Below are 16272 nucleotides of genomic sequence, written 5' to 3'. Positions count from 1 at the left end.
TCGACTTGATCAAGTTAAGCACATATCATGTTGCACGACAAATCTTGACATGCAAGCCGGAGTGCCGTTGCATCGCGAACATTGCGGTTCCTGAAGCTCAGCCACAATGAGTCGCTGTCGTCCGTTTGCAGATCCGTCTGCCGCCACACACAGGAACCGGGTTTTGCATCGTCATGCTCTGAACAGCCTGCGCGGCTCGGAGTGAAGGGAGAAAGGCGCTCATGATCAAGAATGTTGCGGTCGTCGGCTGCGGAATCGGCCGCACCCACATCGTTTCCTATGCGGCCCATCCGGACAAGTTCCGCGTGATCGCCATCTGCGACCTCAACGACGAGCGCCTGGCGAGCATCGGCGATGAGTTCGGCATCGAGCGCCGAACCAAGGATTATGCCGAAATCCTGCGGATGGACGATGTGGACATCGTCGATGTCTGCACGCCTCCGGCGGTCCATCTCGAACAGATCCTGGCGGCTCTCGCGGCCGGCAAGAACGTGGTCTGCGAGAAGCCGCTCGTGGGCTCCGTGGCGGATGTGGACAAGGTGATCCAGGCCGAGAAGCAGTCCCGCGGCCGGGTTCTGCCGATCTTCCAGTACCGCTATGGCAACGGCATCATGAAGGCCAAGCACATCATCGACCAGGGCCTTGCCGGGAAGCCCTATCTCGCCTCCGTCGAGGTGTTCTGGAAGCGGACCGCGAAGTATTACGACAATCCCTGGCGCGGGCGCTGGGAAACCGAGCTCGGTGGTGTTCTCGTCACCCATGCGATCCACCTCCACGACCTTCTCACCTTCATCATGGGTCCGGTGAAGTCCGTGTTTGCGCGCGCTGCCACCCGCGTGAACAACATCGAGGTGGAGGATTGCGTCGCCGGCAGCCTGGAGATGCAGAACGGGGCTTTGGCCTCCACGGCAGCGACCCTGGGTTCGCAGGACGAGATCAGCCGCCTGCGCTTCTGCTTCGAGAACGTGACCTTCGAGAGCAGTCAGAAGCCCTACGCACCCGGCGACGATCCCTGGAAGATCATCCCCGCTTCCCCGGAGGTGCAGGCTCAAATCGATCAGGCGTTCGAGGGCTGGAATTTCGTCCCGACGCGCTTCGAGGGATTGTTTGCTCCCTATCACGAAGCGCTCGTTTCCGGCGGAGAACTTCCCATCACCTTGGCCGATGCGCGCCGCTCGCTGGAGCTGCTGACGGCCTTCTACCAATCCATCGAAACCGAGCGTCCGCAGCCCGTTCAGGTCGGCCCCGATCATCCGCGTTACACGAACTGGAGCCTCGCGAATAAAGGCGCCGACATCCTGCGCTACACCGCTCGGGCCTAGTCCTCAGCGCATGAAAAGACCCGGGGCGATGCGCATCGCCCCGGGTCTTTTTTGTTCCGCCGGTCGAGCGGATCGACGGCGCCGGCGGCAACCTCAGCCCAGCCATTCCTTCCGGCCGGAGAACTCATTCGGCACGAAGTTTCCGCCCTGGTAATGACGGGCGAGTTCGGTGTTGAGCTCGATATTCCCGACTTCGGCCGCGTAAATTTCCGCATTGTCCTGCGGCTCGTAGCCGAGACGGTAGGCTGCGGAGTTGTCCCACCAGGAGCGGGTGTTGTCGGAGACGCCATAGACGATTTCGTGGATGTAGTCGGCGGTCAGGCCCACCTGGACCAGACGCACGAAATCGGCGTGGGACAGCCAAGTGGACAAGGCGCGCCTGTTGTCGGGCTTGGGCAAGCATGAACCGATCCTCAGGCAGAAGCTGCGGATGCCGTGCTTATAGGCATACAGCGCCGCCACGTCCTCCCCGAAGGCTTTCGTCAGCCCGTATCGCGAATCGGGCCGGGGCGGGCTTTCGCCCGACAGCGTCCTGTCGTTCGGATGCATGCCGGTGGCATGGTTGCTGCTCGCGAAGATCACCCGATCGACCCCAGCATGCCGTGCACCCTCATACAGATTGATGGTGCCGACGATGTTGGACTGGAGCAATTCGGGCCAGCCGGTTTCATAAGCGATGCCGCCGAGGTGGATGATGGCATCCACCCCCTCGCACAGGGCCCGAGCGGCAGCAGCATCGGCAAGATCGCAGGTGAGGATCTCCTCGCTCTCCCCCGCTGTCCCCAAAGAGACGACATCGGAGAGCCGCAGCAGCTGGAACTGTCCGGCGAAGGAGCGGCGCAGAACGCCTCCGAGATGGCCTGCGGCTCCGGTGAGCAGAATTCGTTTCAGGGTCATGGCTGGTTCGCGATGCTGATGATCGAGTTGCTTATTTATAAGACATATGATGAATTTTGCCACTCCGCCGGGAGTGGCCGATCCTGGTGAAATCCACCGGGATCGTCAGGAGCATCGATGACGACACATGCCCGTCAGGCGTCCGCCCACCGTTCGATCCGGGCTCCGGCCACCGGAGAGGACGCGATGAACAGGCTGCCGGATTGCGGAGCGGAGGCCAGCACATCGGGATCGTCCGGCTTGAGGGATGTGATGACCAGAGTCTTCAGATCGTCTCCGCAGAAGCACGGCATGGTGGGCGCAGGCACGGGAACGGGATAGGACGCCAGGATCTCTCCATCGCGGGAGATCCGGTTCAGGCGCCCGGCGGATACGCCGGAACTCCAGTAGAATCCCTCCGCGTCGCAGGCGCCGCCATCCGGCCGTCCCGTGGCTTCATCGAGCGTGGCGATGCGCATTCGGTTCGCGAGACGGCCCGAGGATGGCTCGAAATCGTAGCGGTCGATCCAGGGGCCGCGGGAATCCGAATGGAACATGGTGCGACCGTCGGCCGACCAGGCCAGCCCGTTCGAGACGAGGCATGCATGCTCGAGCACCCGGGTCACCCGACCGCCGCCATCGACCCGGTAGAGGGAACCGCGGGGTTCCTTCTGCGGGCGGTCGTCCATCGACCCGACCCAGAAGGCGCCATCCGGCCCCACCTTTCCGTCGTTCAGGCGATTCCAGGCTGGCTCGCCGTCGATCTCCGCCAGAACCTCCAGGCTTTCGCTTTCCGGGTCGAAGACGGCGATCGTGCGCTCGAGCGCCACGACCAGCCGGCCGCTGGTCCCGAGCCCGATGGAGCCGACGACCTTCGGCATCGCCCAGACGCGATGCTCCGTGCCGTCGAGCCGGATGGAATGAATGGCGGGAGCCTTGATGTCGATGAAGAACAGGATCTGGCGTCGATCGTCCCAGACGGGGCTCTCGCCGATCCCGCAGCGCACGTCCTTGAGCAGGCGGAATTCGAGCATCACCGGGCCCCCTGCCCGGCCGGAGCCGCTTCCGCCAGCGCTTGAGCCTTGAGAGTGAGTTCCATGGCCTTGAAGCAGTGCTCCTGGCCCATCGCCGTCTCGGTCCGGTTCCGGACGTCATTGAGGAGATCGCGCCCGTAAGGCAGGTCCTCATTGGAGCAGTCGAGATGACGCATGCCGGTCTTGTCCACGAGGAAGAGGTGATCCTTGCCCTCGCGTCCGGCGACATCGATGTATTTGCGCATCTCGATCGTGCCCTCGGTGCCGACGATCATGACGCGGCCGTCGCCCCAGATCGGCAGGCCGTCCGGCGTGAACCAGTCCACCCGGATATAGCCGGTCGCATCGGCCGACCTGAGCGTCATCTCGCCGAAATCCTGAAGACCCGGCGTCTGAGGATTGTTGCGGTTGGCCACCATCGCATAGGTGACCTCGGCCTCCTTCGCGCCCGTATAGAACAGGAACTGCTCGCATTGATGGGATGCGATGTCGGTCAGGATCCCGCCATAGGCCTCACGCTCGAAGAACCATGACGGGCGGATGGGCGCATTCAGCCGGTGCGGGCCGAGGCCCAAGGTGTTCACCACCTTGCCGATGGCACCGGAGCGGATCAGCTCGCCGGCCTTGTTGGTGACGCGGCTGCTGAAATGCTCGGAATAGAAGATCGAATAGATGCGCCCGGTCTCCTTCTGAACCCGGCGAACCTCTTCCAACTCCTCGAGCGTGATCATGCCCGGCTTGTCGACCATGTAGTCCTTGCCGTGGCGCATGACCTCGATGCCGATCCGCGCACGGTCCCTGGGGATCGCGGCGCTCAGCACGATGGCGATGCTCTCGTCCTCCAGGATCCGGCGGGCGTCGTGAACGCGTTCCGCCTGCGGGTAGCGCTCTTTGAAGGGAGCGGCGAGGTCGTCCTCCTGGGCGAAGAAGGATACGAACTCGCCGCCGGCGCCGAGAAGGGCATCAACCTGGCCGAAGATGTGGTTGTGGTTGATGCCGATGACGGCGAAGCGAATTCCGGATGCTGACATTCGCTCTGTCCTCAACCCTTCAGGCCGGTGGTTGCGATGCCTTCGATCAGCAGGCGCTGGAAGACCGCGAAGAACAGCAGGACCGGGATCAGGGCGACCACGGACATGGCGAACAGGGCACTCCAGTCGGACTTACCCGTCGAGTCCACGAAGGTGCGCAGGCCGAGTTGGACCGTGTACTGGCTCGCATCGTTCAGGTAGATCAGCGGGCCGAAGAAATCGTCCCAGGTCCAGATGAAGGTGAAGATCGCCGCCGTGGCGAGCGCCGGCACCGACAATGGCAGCATGACGCTCCAGAAAATGCGCCAGGGCCCTGCTCCGTCGATGATCGCCGCCTCGTCGAGCTCGCGCGGAATGCCGCGGAAGAACTGGTAGAGCAGGAAGATGAAGAAGGCGTCCGCGGCCAGGAACTTGGGCACCACCAGCGGCAGGAAGGTGTTCACCCAGTCGAGGTTCAGGAACAGCACATATTGCGGGATGAGGGTCACGTGATAGGGCAGCATCAGCGTGCCGAGCATGAGCGCAAACCAGAAGTTCTTCAGCGGAAACTTCAGCCGCGCGAAGGCATAGGCCGCCAGCGAGCAGGAAAACACGTTGCCGATCACGCTGAGGACCGCGATCACCAGCGAGTTCCAGAAGAAGGTCCCGAAGCTCACCGTCAGGCCGCTCCAGCCGCGAATGTAGGCGTCGAGAGTGAAGGTATCGGGCAAGAGCGAGGCATTGCCGAAGATCTCGTCGTCGGGCTTGAAGCTGCTCGCGAGCATCCACAGCAGCGGGTAGAGCATGAGCAGCGACACGCCGCACAGGATCACGTGATAGAGGAGAGAGCGGGCTCCGCCGGCATTCGGCGTCGTTGCGACTGTTGTTGAAGCATCAGTCATTGTAATGGACCCAGTAACGAGAGGTGAGGAACGAGAAGGCGGTGAAGCAGGCAATGATGATCAGAAGGATCCATGCCAGAGCCGACGCATATCCCATGCGGAAATAGGCGAAGCCTTCCTGGTACAGGTACAGGGTGTAGAAGAGGGTCGAGTCGATCGGCCCACCCGTGCCCTCGCTGATGATGAAGGCCGGCGTGAAGGCTTTGAACGCATCGATGGTCTGCACGATGCCGTTGAAGAAGATAACCGGTGTAAGCAGCGGAACGGTGATCTTGATGAACTGCTGCATCTTGCTGGCGCCGTCGATGCTGGCTGCCTCGTAAACGTCGGACGGGATCTGCCGCAGGCCGGCGAGGAAGATGATCATCGGCGAGCCGAACTGCCAGACGCTGAGCAGCACCAGGGTATAGAGGGAGTAGTTCGGATCGGAGATCCAGCTCGGCCCATCGATGCCGAAGAAGGCCAGTGCCACGTTGGCAAGACCGTCCTTGGCGAAGAGCTGGCGCCAGAGCACCGCGATGGCGACGCTCGCGCCGAGCAGTGATGGCAAATAGAAGAGAGCCCGGTAGAGGGGCAGCCCGGCAATGCCGCGATTGAGGACCATGGCCAGACCGAGCGCGAAAGCGAGCTTCAGCGGGACGGCCATGATGACATAGGTAAACGTCACCTGCATGGAATGCCAGAACTTCACGTCATTGGTGACGATGCGCTGGTAGTTGGCCGTTCCGATGAATTGCGGATCCTGCAGCAGGTCGAAATTGGTAAAGGACAGATAAAGGGATGCGAGCGTCGGGCCGAGGGTCAGCCCGAGAAAGCCGATGAGCCAGGGCGCCAGGAAGGAATAGGAGACGAGCGCACGGGACAATCCCTCCCGACCCTTGCTGCGCTTTTCCGGCTCGATGATCGTCAAAGGAATTTGAGCAGTTGTTGTCATGCAGAATGGCTCACAGCAATGTCATGATAGACGGACAGGCCGACCCGGTTCGGCTGGGTCGGCCTGGTGAGTCAGGAGGCGCTTGTCGTCAGGCGCGGCTCAGAATGGCCTGAGCTTCGCTGACGTACTGCTTGCCGCCGTCGGCCGTGGACATGCGTCCGAATCCGACCTGTTCGGAGATCCGGCGCAGCATGGTCTGGATCTCGCCGGCGCCTTTCGGCGGAGCGGGCGGAATGGGACCGACCTTCGGCGTGACGTGAGAGATATAGTCCACGACGAGCTTGCCCTGGGCGTCGAGCTCCGCCGCGACGGCCTCGCGGATCTTCGGAGAAGCCGGAACGCCGCGCTCCACGCCGAGGAGCTTCGCGCCGTCCACGTCCTTCACGGTGAAGTTTGCGAACTTCACCGCAGGCTCGGCCACCTTGCTGCGGGCATAGATGCTCCACATCATCGAGGGCTTGAGGTAGTGGCCCGGATTGGGCCCAGCGCCCTGCGGATACATGGTGATGCCGAGCGGGTTCTTGTTGAGAACTTGGTAGCCGACATACTGGTTGGAATGGTTGAACGCGCAGGCCGCGCGGCCCTGGGTCAGCAGGTTGGTCTCGATGTTGTTCTTGTCGAGCGCCTGGAGATCGGCCGGCGGGCAGGCCTTCGCCTCGCGCGCCTTGGCCCACATGGCGAACCAGTCGCCCGCATCCTTCTCGTCCAAGCCGAGCTTGCCGTCCTCGGTGAACAGCGCCTTGCCGCGCTGGCGCAGCCAGTTCTCGAAGGCAACCTCTTCGGCGCTGCCGTCCGACGTGCCGTAATAGTCGCCGTTATGCGCCTTCGTGACGGCGGCCGCGAGTTCGAAGAACTTGTCCCACGTCACGTCGATCGGCTCAGGCACACCGGCCTTCTGGAACGCAGCCTTGTTGTAGATTAGGGCGTTCGAGTTGTTGCCGATATTGATGCCGTAGAGCTTGCCATCGACCTTGCAGCTGTCGAGAGAAGCCTTGTCGAAGTCGCTAATATCGAGCGACTTGCCCAGGAACTCGTCGAGCGGCAGCAACGCGCCGCGACGGGCATATTCCGCGACATAGCGGTAGTCCATCTGGATCAGGTCCGGAGCGTTGCGGCCAGCCGCCTGGGTCGCGAGCCGCGGCCAGTAGTCGCCCCAGGCCAGGGTCTCACCATCGATCTTCACGCTCGGGTTCCGCTCCTGGTAGAGCGAGACCGCTTTCAGGGTGCGGTCGGCGCGCTCCTTCGAGCCCCACCAATACAGACGGACGCGAGCATCCTGCGCGAAAGCCGGAAGGCTTCCCAGAGCGCTGAGACCGGCAGACCCGAGGGCCGCCTTCAGCAAGGTCCTGCGGTTAAGGTCGTGAGTCATGTGGCGTATCTCCCTCTTGGGCGCCGCTTCGACGGTCGCCCGAACTTGGTGCCTCTTTCGGCGACAATTCTTTTTCTTTGGTGCCCGTCGCGCCGAGGGTTCGGTCCCTTGACCCCATACGTTACGGGAGCGCTTTTCTTTTGTCGCCATCCGACATGAAGCTAGAATTTAGAACGGTTGTATGTCAACCAGTTGTATGATGTAATTTGACGATCTAAGCTTCTCCCCCGAAGCTTCCCAAGAGACAACCGGACAAAAAAGAGCCTGCCCCCTGGTTCACCAACGGCCGAAGCTCACATTTGTCAGACAAATTTAACGCTCGAACAACCTTTAAGAGCGAAGCAGCAGGAGAACCCAAGAGAATGGATCGCTCAAGCAGGAAACGCATTGCCCTCATCGGCACAGGCCACCGCGGCACCGGCATGTGGGGGATCAACGTGGTCAAGGGCTACAGCGACTACGTGGAAATCGTCGCCCTCTGCGACACGAACCGGCTCCGCGCCGAGCGCGCCCGGGGTTTTTTGGGGATCGATGCTCCCATCTATACCGACGCCCAGGAGATGATTGCGACGGTCAAGCCGGACCAGGTCATCGTCTGCACCCGGGATTCGAATCACGATGAAATGATCGTACGGGCACTCGAGGCCGGGGTGGACGTCATCACCGAGAAGCCGATGACGACCACGGCCGAGAAGGTGCGGCGCATCCTGGAGGCCGAGAAGCGCACCGGACGCCGCGTCGATGTGACCTTCAACTACCGCTACGCTCCGACCGTTCGGAAGATCAAGGAACTCCTCAACTCCGGCGTGATCGGTGATGTTACCTCGATCGATTTCCACTGGTTTCTCGACAACAAGCACGGCGCGGACTACTTCCGCCGCTGGCACGCGGTCGAAGAGAATTCCGGCAGCCTGTTCGTGCACAAGAGCACCCACCATTTCGACCTGATGAACTGGTACCTGGACGACGATCCGGAGCAGGTCTTCGCCTTCGCGAGCCTGCGCAAATACGGCAAGGTCAATCCTTTCCGCGGCGAGCGCTGCAAGACCTGCCCGCATGCAAGCTATTGCGACTACTATGTCGACATCAGCAAGGATCCCTGGCTTGAGGCCCTGTACGAGGATCCGTCCCGCGAAGATGGCTACGTCCGCGATGCCTGCGTGTTCCGCGAAGAGATCAACATTCCCGACACGATGTCGGCCATGATTCGCTATCAGAAGGGCGTGCAGGTCACCTATTCGGTGAACACCTACATGCCGATCGAGGGCCATTTCATCGCCTTCGACGGCACCAAGGGCCGCATCCAGATGCGCCAATTCGAGCGCCAGCCCTGGGAAACGCCGGAACACGACGAGATCCAGCTCGTACGGAATTTCGGCGGCGTCGAGACGATCCAGGTCCCGCACGAGCCGGGCGGGCACTTTGGCGGCGATCCGAAGCTGCAGGACATGCTCTTCAAGCCGGGGACCCCTGACCCGCTGAACCAGCGTGCCGGTTCGCGCGCCGGCGCCATGTCGGTGCTGTGCGGAATCGCAGCGCTTCAGAGCTCGAAGACGGGCCAGATGGTCAGCGTCTCGAAGCTGCTCGATCCGGCGCAGGCCATTGCCGCTTGATGCTCGACGGGAGGTGGCTGCAGCCACCTCCCCATCTGCTCCCCGGACGGGAGCAGCCGGATTGAACACGCGAGAGAACACACAATGATCGTGAGCGAGAATTTCTCGGCGGACGTGATTCGCGCCCAGATCGAGGCGATCCTGCGGGCCTGGGGCATGGGCGAGGAGAAGCTGCGCCTCACGGCCGAGGTGATGGTCGAGACCGATCTGCGCGGCATCGACTCCCATGGAATCTCGATGCTGACCCAATATGCCCAGATGCAGAAGGCCGGGCAGCTCCAGCTGCAGGCCGAACCCCGGATCGTCCGGCAGAGCGCCAGCACGGCCCTGCTCGATGGCGGAGCCGGTTTGGGTCATCCTGCCGCCCTCATGGGCATGAACCTCGCCATCGAGAAGGCGCTGGCGCACGATGTTGGCATCGTGTCGGTGTTCAACTCCCACCATTTCGGTGCCGCGGGCTATTACGCCACGATGGCCGCGGAACGTGGGCTGATCGGTGTGGTGTCGTCGACGACCCGCGTGATCTCCGTCGTGCCCACGAACGGGGTCGAGCGCGTGCTCGGTACCAATCCGATCGCCGTCGCGGTGCCGGCCGGTCGGCATCCGAGCCTTTGCGTCGATATGTCCACCAGCGTCGTCGCGGCCAACAAGGTCAAGGTCTATGCCCTGCAGGGCAAGGACCTTCCGGCCGGATGGGTGATCGACGGCGATGGACAGCCCGTCACCGATTCCGGCCGAGCCTTCCGTCAGATTTTCGAGGGCCAGGAAGGTGGCCTCACACCCGTGGGCGGCGATGGCAGCGATATGGGCGGACACAAGGGTTACGGGCTCGGCCTGATCGCCCAGATCCTGTCGGGCAGTCTGTCCGGCGCGTCCTTCTCGCCAGTCCGGAACAGGACCCAGAAGCCGTCCGACCCCGACAATATCGGCCACTTCTTCATGGCCCTGAACCCAGCGGCCTTCCGGCCGTTCGATGCCTTCCAATCGGACGTGGAGGTGGTCATCGATACCCTGCATGCCACGAAGCCGGTCCACGAGGACGAGCCGGTCCTGGTGCCGGGCGAACCGGAATGGGCCGCTCGTGAAGAGCGGCTCGTCACGGGCATTCCGATCCCTGAGACGTTGAAACTGAAGGTGCGGGAAATTGCCGAGGCCGCGGGCGCCCCTTACCTGCTGCAGCCGGCGATGGCCGCCTGAGAATAACGGGCTCCCGCCACGCGAACAGGAGCCCCGAGCGATCGGCCTGATCAGCGCCCGCGCGCCAGAATCGAATTCGCCTCAGTGATGTATTGCTTTGCCGCGGCCGATGCGGCTGAGCGTCCAAAGCCGACCTGCTCGTTGACACGCCTGAGCAGAACCTGGATCTCGCCAGCTCCTTGCGGCGGCGCAGGTGGGATCGGCCCGACGCGCTGCGATACCTCCGCGATGAAATCGACCACCTTCTTGCTCATTTCATCAAGCTGATCCGACACCGCCTGCCGTGTCGACGGCGAGGCCGGCACCCCGCGCTCGACGCCGAGAATCCGCGCGCCTTCCGGATCCTTGACGGTGAAGTTGGCGAACTTCACCGCTTCCGGAGCAACCTTCGTGCGGGCATAGATGCTCCACATCATCGAGGGCTTGAGATACTGACCCGGATGGGGTCCAGCGCCCTGCGGATAGGTGGCGATGCCGAGCGTGTTCTTGTTGATGGCCTGGAAGCCGACGAACTGGTTGGAGTGGTTGAAGGCGCAACCCGCGCGACCCTGTGTGAGCAGGCTGGTATCGGGGCCGCTCTTGTCGAGCGCCTGAATGTCTGCGGGCGGACAGGCCTTCACCTCGCGCATCTTCACCCAGAGCGAGAGCCAATCACCGATATCGGCCTCTTCGAACCCGAGCTTGCCGTCCTCGGTATAAAGCGCCTTGCCGCGCTGGCGCAGCCAGTTCTCGAAGGCGGCTTCGTCCGCACCTGCGTCGACGGTACCGAAATAGGAACCGTCATGGGCTTTCGTGACCTCGGCGCAGATCGCGGTGAACTTGTCCCAGCTCGTTCCGATGACGGGTTCATCGACGCCGGCCTTCTGAAAAGCCGCCTTGTTGTAGATCAGGGCATGGGAGTTGTTGCCGAGGTTGATGGCATAGAGCTTTCCGTCCACCTTGCAGCTGTCGAGAGAGGCCTGACCGAAATCGCCGATCTGCAAGTCCTCCCCCATGAACTCATCGAGGGGAAGGAGGACACCGCGCCGCGCATATTCGGCGAGGTAGCGATAATCCATCTGGATCAGATCGGGAGCATTGCGGCCGGCGACCTGCGTCGCAAGCCTCGGCCAGTAATCGGTGAAGGACAGGGATTCGCCGTCGATCCTGATGTGCGGATTGCGCTGCTGGTACAGAGCCGCCGCCTTCAAGGTTCTGTCGGCGCGCTCCTTGGATCCCCACCAGAAGATCCGGAACCGGGTGCTCTCCTGCGCCCATGCGGCCTTGTGGGCAAGCATGGACGCGCCGGCGGCTGCCATGAAGGTGCGTCGTGAGACGTTTCCTACCATCGTTGTTGTCTCCTGTTCGTCAGGACGTTTTCTTTGATGCGGCCATGTCAGACGACCGTGCGGTGTCGCTCGATGCAGGTGGCGAGCACCTCGTCCATCGGCTTCGTCCACCAGTTGTTCTCGGAGAAGATCTCCACCTCCGAATAGCCGGCATAGCCGACCGCTTCGACCTCGTGGCGAATGCCGCGCAGATCGATCACGCCGTCACCCATCATGCCGCGGTCGAGCAGCAGATCCGTGGTGGGCACGAGCCAGTCGCAGACGTGATACGCGAGCAGCCGGTCGTGGCCGGTGCGGCGGATCTGCTCCCTTAATTCCGGATCCCACCAGACATGGTAGACGTCGACCGCAAGGCCGAGCATCCCCGTGCGTTCCGGGTCGACCCGGTCGCAGATGTCGAGAGCCTGGCGCATGGTGTTCACGCAGGCGCGGTCGGCCGCATACATGGGATGGAGCGGCTCGATAGCGAGCGGGAGGCCTGCCTGCCGGGAATATTCGAGCAGCGTCGCGATGCCGTCCTCGACCATGGCGCGCGCCGCGTCGATGTCCTTCGACGGTTGCGAGCCGGGCCGTGAGTATTGCGGCAGGCCACCGACGACGAGCACGAGACAGGGCGCGCCGAGCGCGACCGCCTCGTCGACAGCGCGGCGGTTGTCGTCGGTCGCCTCCGGCAGCCGCGCCGCATCGGCCGGGAACATGCCGCCGCGGCAATAGCCGGAGAGTTCGAGTCCTGCATCCTTCACGGCCGCCACGGCCCGGTTGAGACCGACCGCGGCCACCTGATCGCGCCAGGGCGAGATCGCTTTGATCTCGGCTCTGGCGCAGGCCTCCGTGATGGCGACGAGGTCGCCCTGCTTCCTCACCGTCGCCGTGTTGATCGACAGGGCGCGGTGATCGCCTGTAAAGTCACGCATCTCTTACGCCTCCACCCCATGCGTGGCCAGGACGAAGCGCATGCGCTCGACTGCGAGGTCCGGATCCCGCAGGAGGCCGGCCTTGTCCGCCAGACGGAAGAGCTCGGCAAGGTGCAGGGTCGAGCGGGCGCTCTCCTGTCCGCCGACCATGGTGAAGTGATCCTGATGGCCGTTGAGATAGGCCATGAACACCACCCCCGTCTTGTAGAACCGCGTCGGCGCCCGGAAGATGTGCCGCGACAGCGGAACCGTCGGCGCGAGCGCCTCGTGGAACGCGTCGAGGTTGCCGGCCGCGAGGCTCACGAGAGCCGACGAGGCCGCCGGCGCGATGGCATCGAAGATACCGAGCAGCGCATGCGAATAGCCCTGGTCGTCACCGGCGATCAGCTCGGCATAGTTGAAGTCGTCGCCCGTATACATCCGCACGCGCTCGTCGAGGCGGCGGCGCATGGCGATCTCCTTGTCCTTGTCGAGGAGGGAAATCTTGACGCCGTCGACCTTCTCCGCATGGCTGTTGATGATCGACACGCACGTATCCATCGCGGCATCGAGGTTGCCTGTGCCCCAATAGCCGGCAAGCGCCGGATCGAACATGTCGCCGAGCCAGTGGATGATCACCGGCTCCTTCGCCTGAGACAGAATGCGATCGTAGACCTTGACGTAGTCGTCGGCGGACCTGGCGACGCGGGCGAGCGCGCGCGACGCCATGAGAATGATGCGCCCGCCGACGGCCTCGATGGCGGCGAACTGCTCCTCGTAGGCGCGGATCACGTCATCGATGCTGCGGGCCGCGTCAGGCGCCAGATGATCGGTGCCGGCGCCCGAGAACACGAGGGCGTCGCCCCGCGCCTTCGCTGCGCCGACCGAGCGCCGGATCAACTCGAGCGACGTGGGCCAGTCGAGGCCCATGCCGCGCTGCGCGGTGTCCATCGCCTCGGCGACGCCGAGGCCGAGATCCCACAGACGCTCGCGATAGGCGATCGTCTTGTCCCAGTCGATGGCGGCCTGCAGCCACGGGTCCGCGTCGGCGAGCGGATCAGCGACCACGTGAGCGGCCGAGAACGCGATGCGGTTCATCGGCCCGCTCACCTTGTCCGGGAAGGATTTCGGCGCGGAGAGCTTATAGGTTTCCAGGCTGCGATCCGCCTGCGGCAGGCGGATCGACAGGGCGCTGACGGTCTCAGGCCGGTTCATGCTGCTTCTCCTTCGCGGCGCCCACATTCAGCGGCGGGACGTCGACCCAGCGGCGCTCGCGCCAGCTCTCGAGAGCGCATTCAACGAGCTGAACGCCCTTGGCGCCTTCCACCAGCGTGTAGCGATAGGGCGCGTCCTCGACCACGTGACGGACGAACATCTCCCACTGGGTCTTGAAGCCGTTGTCGTAGACCGTATTGTCCGGCACCGGCTGCCAGTCGGCGTAGAAGTCGATGGTCTGCTTCTGATCCGGGTTCCAGACCGGACGCGGCGTGGCCTGACGCGGCTGGATCACGCAATCGGTGAGACCGGCGACGGCGGAACCGTGCGTTCCGTCCACATGGAACGTGACGAGATCGTCCCGATAGACCCGGGTGCACCACGACATGTTGATGTGGGCGATCACGCCGCCATCGAGCATGAAGGTGGCATAGGCGGAATCGTCGGCGGTCGCCTGATAGGGCTTGCCCTTTTCGTCCACGCGCTCGGGGATATGCGTCGAGCCCACGCAGGAGACCGAGCGCACCTCGCCGAAGAGGTTGTCGAGCACGTAGCGCCAGTGGCAGACCATGTCGAGGATCATGCCGCCGCCATCCTCGGAGCGGTAGTTCCAGGACGGGCGCTGCGCCGGCTGGCCCCAATCGCCCTCGAACACCCAGTAGCCGAACTCGCCGCGCACGGAGAGCATGCGGCCGAAGAAGCCGGAATCGCGCAGCATCTTCAGCTTCTGCAGGCCGGGCAGGAACAGCTTGTCCTGCACGGTTCCGTTCTTCACGCCCTTCTCGCGGGCGAGACGGACGATCCGCAGGGCTTCCGGCAGATTCGTGGAAATCGGCTTCTCGCAATAGATGTGCTTGCCGGCATTGATCGCCTGATCCAGCAGGGTCGGGCGCATCTGCGTCGTCGCGGCATCGAAGAAGATCTCATCCTTCGGGTCCGCGATGGCAGCGTCCAGATCGGTCGTCCACCGGTCGATGCCGTGAGCCTTGGCGAGCTCCTGGATCTTCTCCGCGTTGCGCCCGACCAGGATCGGATCGAGCTGCACCTTCGATCCGTCGGACAGCGTCACGCCGCCCTCGGCGCGGATGGCTGCGACGGAGCGAATGAGATGCTGGTTCATTCCCATGCGGCCTGTCACGCCATGCATGACGATGCCTAACCTGCGCTGAGTCATAATAAATGTCTCCTATCAAAGATGGTGTTGTGTGAGCGGAACGAGGCTGCTCCAATCAGGCTCGGCACCGCTGGCGAAACCTGGAGCAGACAGGAGAGACGTGGTCGGTAACGACCCGCGTTCGAAAGCAAGGCCGATGCGGCCGCCCTGCTTCCGGTAGAGATCGGGATGCGCGGCCGCAAAGCGCGCCGCCTCCGCATCCGGTGCGGGGCCGAAGCCCTCGACGTAATGGTGGCCGTTGCGCTCGGCATGGGCCATGCCGAGCGTAGCGACAAGCGCCGTGTCCTGCTGAATCCCAAGCCCGGCTTGGCACGTGAGATCTTCGGCGGAGACGAAGAACCGACTCGGCTGCGGCTCATTCAGAACCGAGACGCGGACGGCATTCAGGACAGACTTGTAGAACCCCTTGCAGGCCTTCGAGGATACGCCGCGATAGCCGAGCTCGACCGCACGCGGGAAGGCGTCGTAATCGCCATCCGCCTCGTCGATGATGAGCGGGATCTCGCCGGCGAGATCGCCTAGGGGCGCAGCGAAGGTCCCTGCCCGGTCGAACGGCTGCTCGATGTAGAGCAGGTGCTCCCGGAAGGCGCGCAAGCCGCCGCCGCTCATTGCCCGGAGAAGAACCCGCAGGCGTTGCGGATCGTACTGCTCGTTGGCGTCGAGGGTTGCACGATAGTCCGGAACATGTCGGGACAGAAGATCGTGGATCGCCTGCAGGCGCGCGATATCCGCATCAACGTCACCGCCGATCTTGATCTTGAAGAGCCTTAGGTTGGCCAGCCGAATTTCGTCTTCGAGCCCGCCGGCTCCATCGAGAGAATCCAGCAATCCGATCGTGTGCCGCAGCAGGACCGCGCCGACCGGCTGAACGTCCGCCAGGAAGGACTGGATGCGCTCGGCGCCGAGATCCGGCGTCTGTCGCGCATCGATGCCGAAGACATTGCGCCGCAATCCTTCAGGGAAGTTGAGCTTCAGCGCCTTGAGGGCAGCATCGGCGACAGCCTTGTCGACGAGCGCGGGTCCGAACGAGGCGACGAGCCCCGGCAGCCCCTGGTCGGCGGCCCACATCTTCTGGGCCGCGAAACCGCGCCCATGATGGCCGAAGGCCGTGTCCCAGTCCTGCGCCTCGGCATAGTTGCTGGCGGCCTCGCCGAGACTCGCCTTCAGGTCCGCGATCGTGTCCTGCGGTGACTTGGCCGGGTTCTTGTCGAACCATTTCGGCATCATCATCTCGGCGGTGACGCCGGTCGCCAGGCCGGCGCCTTCCACCTCAATGACAACCCGCACGAAGGCCTGCGGCGCCTCGTCGACGGTCACGAGACCGAATCGGAATGGCCGCGCAAAGCGCATGGAACGCTCGAAGGCCTGGATCTCGCGAATGCGAAGCCGGGTCGCTGACATGATC

The 16272-nt window shown here is 63.4% G+C and carries 14 protein-coding genes; 3 read left to right on the top strand and 11 right to left on the bottom strand.

Annotation, left to right across the window (positions count from 1 at the left end; translation table 11 throughout):
* Positions 1 to 221: 221 nt before the first annotated feature.
* Complete coding sequence (locus ACD578_RS22930) at positions 222 to 1322, top strand: Gfo/Idh/MocA family protein (protein ID WP_404288800.1); 1101 nt, start codon at positions 222 to 224, stop codon at positions 1320 to 1322.
* A gap of 93 nt (positions 1323 to 1415) precedes the next feature.
* Here the strand turns inward: ACD578_RS22930 and ACD578_RS22925 are convergent, their stop codons facing one another.
* The 6 genes from ACD578_RS22925 to ACD578_RS22900 form a co-directional block, all read right to left on the bottom strand.
* Entirely contained in the window at positions 1416 to 2219 is an 804-nt protein-coding gene (locus ACD578_RS22925) for an NAD-dependent epimerase/dehydratase family protein (protein WP_404288798.1), read from the bottom strand.
* Between the two features lie 134 nt (positions 2220 to 2353).
* Positions 2354 to 3232, bottom strand: a complete 879-nt coding sequence (locus ACD578_RS22920; protein WP_404288796.1) for an SMP-30/gluconolactonase/LRE family protein — start codon at positions 3230 to 3232, stop codon at positions 2354 to 2356.
* A complete protein-coding gene (locus tag ACD578_RS22915; protein ID WP_404288794.1) occupies positions 3232 to 4263 on the bottom strand; it encodes a Gfo/Idh/MocA family protein in 1032 nt (343 codons plus the stop codon). The genes ACD578_RS22920 and ACD578_RS22915 overlap by 1 nt, the downstream gene beginning before the upstream one ends.
* Before the next feature lie 11 nt (positions 4264 to 4274).
* Positions 4275 to 5144 (bottom strand): carbohydrate ABC transporter permease, encoded by an 870-nt coding sequence (locus tag ACD578_RS22910; protein WP_152709409.1) that lies wholly within the window; start codon positions 5142 to 5144, stop codon positions 4275 to 4277.
* Positions 5137 to 6078 carry a carbohydrate ABC transporter permease gene (locus tag ACD578_RS22905; protein ID WP_244626956.1) on the bottom strand — a complete coding sequence of 314 codons (942 nt, stop codon included), beginning with the start codon at positions 6076 to 6078 and terminating at the stop codon, positions 5137 to 5139. Before ACD578_RS22905 ends, ACD578_RS22910 begins: the two co-directional genes overlap by 8 nt.
* 88 nt (positions 6079 to 6166) lie before the next feature.
* Positions 6167 to 7447: an ABC transporter substrate-binding protein gene (locus ACD578_RS22900; RefSeq protein ID WP_404288791.1), complete on the bottom strand. Its 1281-nt coding sequence runs from the start codon at positions 7445 to 7447 to the stop codon at positions 6167 to 6169.
* A 362-nt stretch (positions 7448 to 7809) separates the two neighbouring features.
* Here ACD578_RS22900 and ACD578_RS22895 point away from each other — a divergent pair, with 362 nt between their 5' ends.
* Positions 7810 to 9060 carry a Gfo/Idh/MocA family protein gene (locus tag ACD578_RS22895; protein ID WP_404288789.1) on the top strand — a complete coding sequence of 417 codons (1251 nt, stop codon included), beginning with the start codon at positions 7810 to 7812 and terminating at the stop codon, positions 9058 to 9060.
* Between the two features lie 84 nt (positions 9061 to 9144).
* Positions 9145 to 10257, top strand: coding sequence for an Ldh family oxidoreductase (locus tag ACD578_RS22890; protein WP_404288787.1), 1113 nt, complete (start codon positions 9145 to 9147; stop codon positions 10255 to 10257).
* 50 nt (positions 10258 to 10307) lie between these two features.
* Here ACD578_RS22890 and ACD578_RS22885 read toward each other — a convergent pair whose 3' ends face one another.
* From ACD578_RS22885 to ACD578_RS22865, 5 genes are read right to left on the bottom strand one after another with little or no spacing between them, the layout of a single operon-like run.
* Complete coding sequence (locus ACD578_RS22885) at positions 10308 to 11585, bottom strand: ABC transporter substrate-binding protein (protein ID WP_404288785.1); 1278 nt, start codon at positions 11583 to 11585, stop codon at positions 10308 to 10310.
* A gap of 47 nt (positions 11586 to 11632) precedes the next feature.
* Complete coding sequence (locus ACD578_RS22880; RefSeq protein ID WP_404288783.1) at positions 11633 to 12499, bottom strand: sugar phosphate isomerase/epimerase family protein; 867 nt, start codon at positions 12497 to 12499, stop codon at positions 11633 to 11635.
* Between the two features lie 3 nt (positions 12500 to 12502).
* Positions 12503 to 13693 carry a dihydrodipicolinate synthase family protein gene (locus ACD578_RS22875; protein WP_404288781.1) on the bottom strand — a complete coding sequence of 397 codons (1191 nt, stop codon included), beginning with the start codon at positions 13691 to 13693 and terminating at the stop codon, positions 12503 to 12505.
* Complete coding sequence (locus ACD578_RS22870; RefSeq protein ID WP_404288779.1) at positions 13680 to 14867, bottom strand: Gfo/Idh/MocA family protein; 1188 nt, start codon at positions 14865 to 14867, stop codon at positions 13680 to 13682. The genes ACD578_RS22875 and ACD578_RS22870 overlap by 14 nt, the downstream gene beginning before the upstream one ends.
* A 15-nt stretch (positions 14868 to 14882) precedes the next feature.
* Positions 14883 to 16268: an enolase C-terminal domain-like protein gene (locus tag ACD578_RS22865; RefSeq protein ID WP_404288777.1), complete on the bottom strand. Its 1386-nt coding sequence runs from the start codon at positions 16266 to 16268 to the stop codon at positions 14883 to 14885.
* Positions 16269 to 16272: the final 4 nt, after the last annotated feature.

This window comes from Microvirga sp. RSM25, from assembly GCF_044784385.1.
Taxonomy (GTDB): domain Bacteria; phylum Pseudomonadota; class Alphaproteobacteria; order Rhizobiales; family Beijerinckiaceae; genus Microvirga; species Microvirga tunisiensis.
Note: the sequence above shows the minus strand (reverse complement) of the source record. Positions and strands in the feature narration are given on the sequence as shown.

Excerpts from the sequence above, each read along its gene's own strand:
- ACD578_RS22930 (WP_404288800.1), top strand. The coding sequence starts at position 222 with ATGATCAAGAATGTTGCGGTCGTCGGCTGCGGAATCGGCCGCACCCAC.
- ACD578_RS22925 (WP_404288798.1), bottom strand. The coding sequence starts at position 2,219 with ATGACCCTGAAACGAATTCTGCTCACCGGAGCCGCAGGCCATCTCGGA.
- ACD578_RS22920 (WP_404288796.1), bottom strand. The coding sequence starts at position 3,232 with ATGCTCGAATTCCGCCTGCTCAAGGACGTGCGCTGCGGGATCGGCGAG.
- ACD578_RS22915 (WP_404288794.1), bottom strand. The coding sequence starts at position 4,263 with ATGTCAGCATCCGGAATTCGCTTCGCCGTCATCGGCATCAACCACAAC.
- ACD578_RS22910 (WP_152709409.1), bottom strand. The coding sequence starts at position 5,144 with ATGACTGATGCTTCAACAACAGTCGCAACGACGCCGAATGCCGGCGGA.
- ACD578_RS22905 (WP_244626956.1), bottom strand. The coding sequence starts at position 6,078 with ATGACAACAACTGCTCAAATTCCTTTGACGATCATCGAGCCGGAAAAG.
- ACD578_RS22900 (WP_404288791.1), bottom strand. The coding sequence starts at position 7,447 with ATGACTCACGACCTTAACCGCAGGACCTTGCTGAAGGCGGCCCTCGGG.
- ACD578_RS22895 (WP_404288789.1), top strand. The coding sequence starts at position 7,810 with ATGGATCGCTCAAGCAGGAAACGCATTGCCCTCATCGGCACAGGCCAC.
- ACD578_RS22890 (WP_404288787.1), top strand. The coding sequence starts at position 9,145 with ATGATCGTGAGCGAGAATTTCTCGGCGGACGTGATTCGCGCCCAGATC.
- ACD578_RS22885 (WP_404288785.1), bottom strand. The coding sequence starts at position 11,585 with ATGGTAGGAAACGTCTCACGACGCACCTTCATGGCAGCCGCCGGCGCG.
- ACD578_RS22880 (WP_404288783.1), bottom strand. The coding sequence starts at position 12,499 with ATGCGTGACTTTACAGGCGATCACCGCGCCCTGTCGATCAACACGGCG.
- ACD578_RS22875 (WP_404288781.1), bottom strand. The coding sequence starts at position 13,693 with ATGAACCGGCCTGAGACCGTCAGCGCCCTGTCGATCCGCCTGCCGCAG.
- ACD578_RS22870 (WP_404288779.1), bottom strand. The coding sequence starts at position 14,867 with ATGACTCAGCGCAGGTTAGGCATCGTCATGCATGGCGTGACAGGCCGC.
- ACD578_RS22865 (WP_404288777.1), bottom strand. The coding sequence starts at position 16,268 with ATGTCAGCGACCCGGCTTCGCATTCGCGAGATCCAGGCCTTCGAGCGT.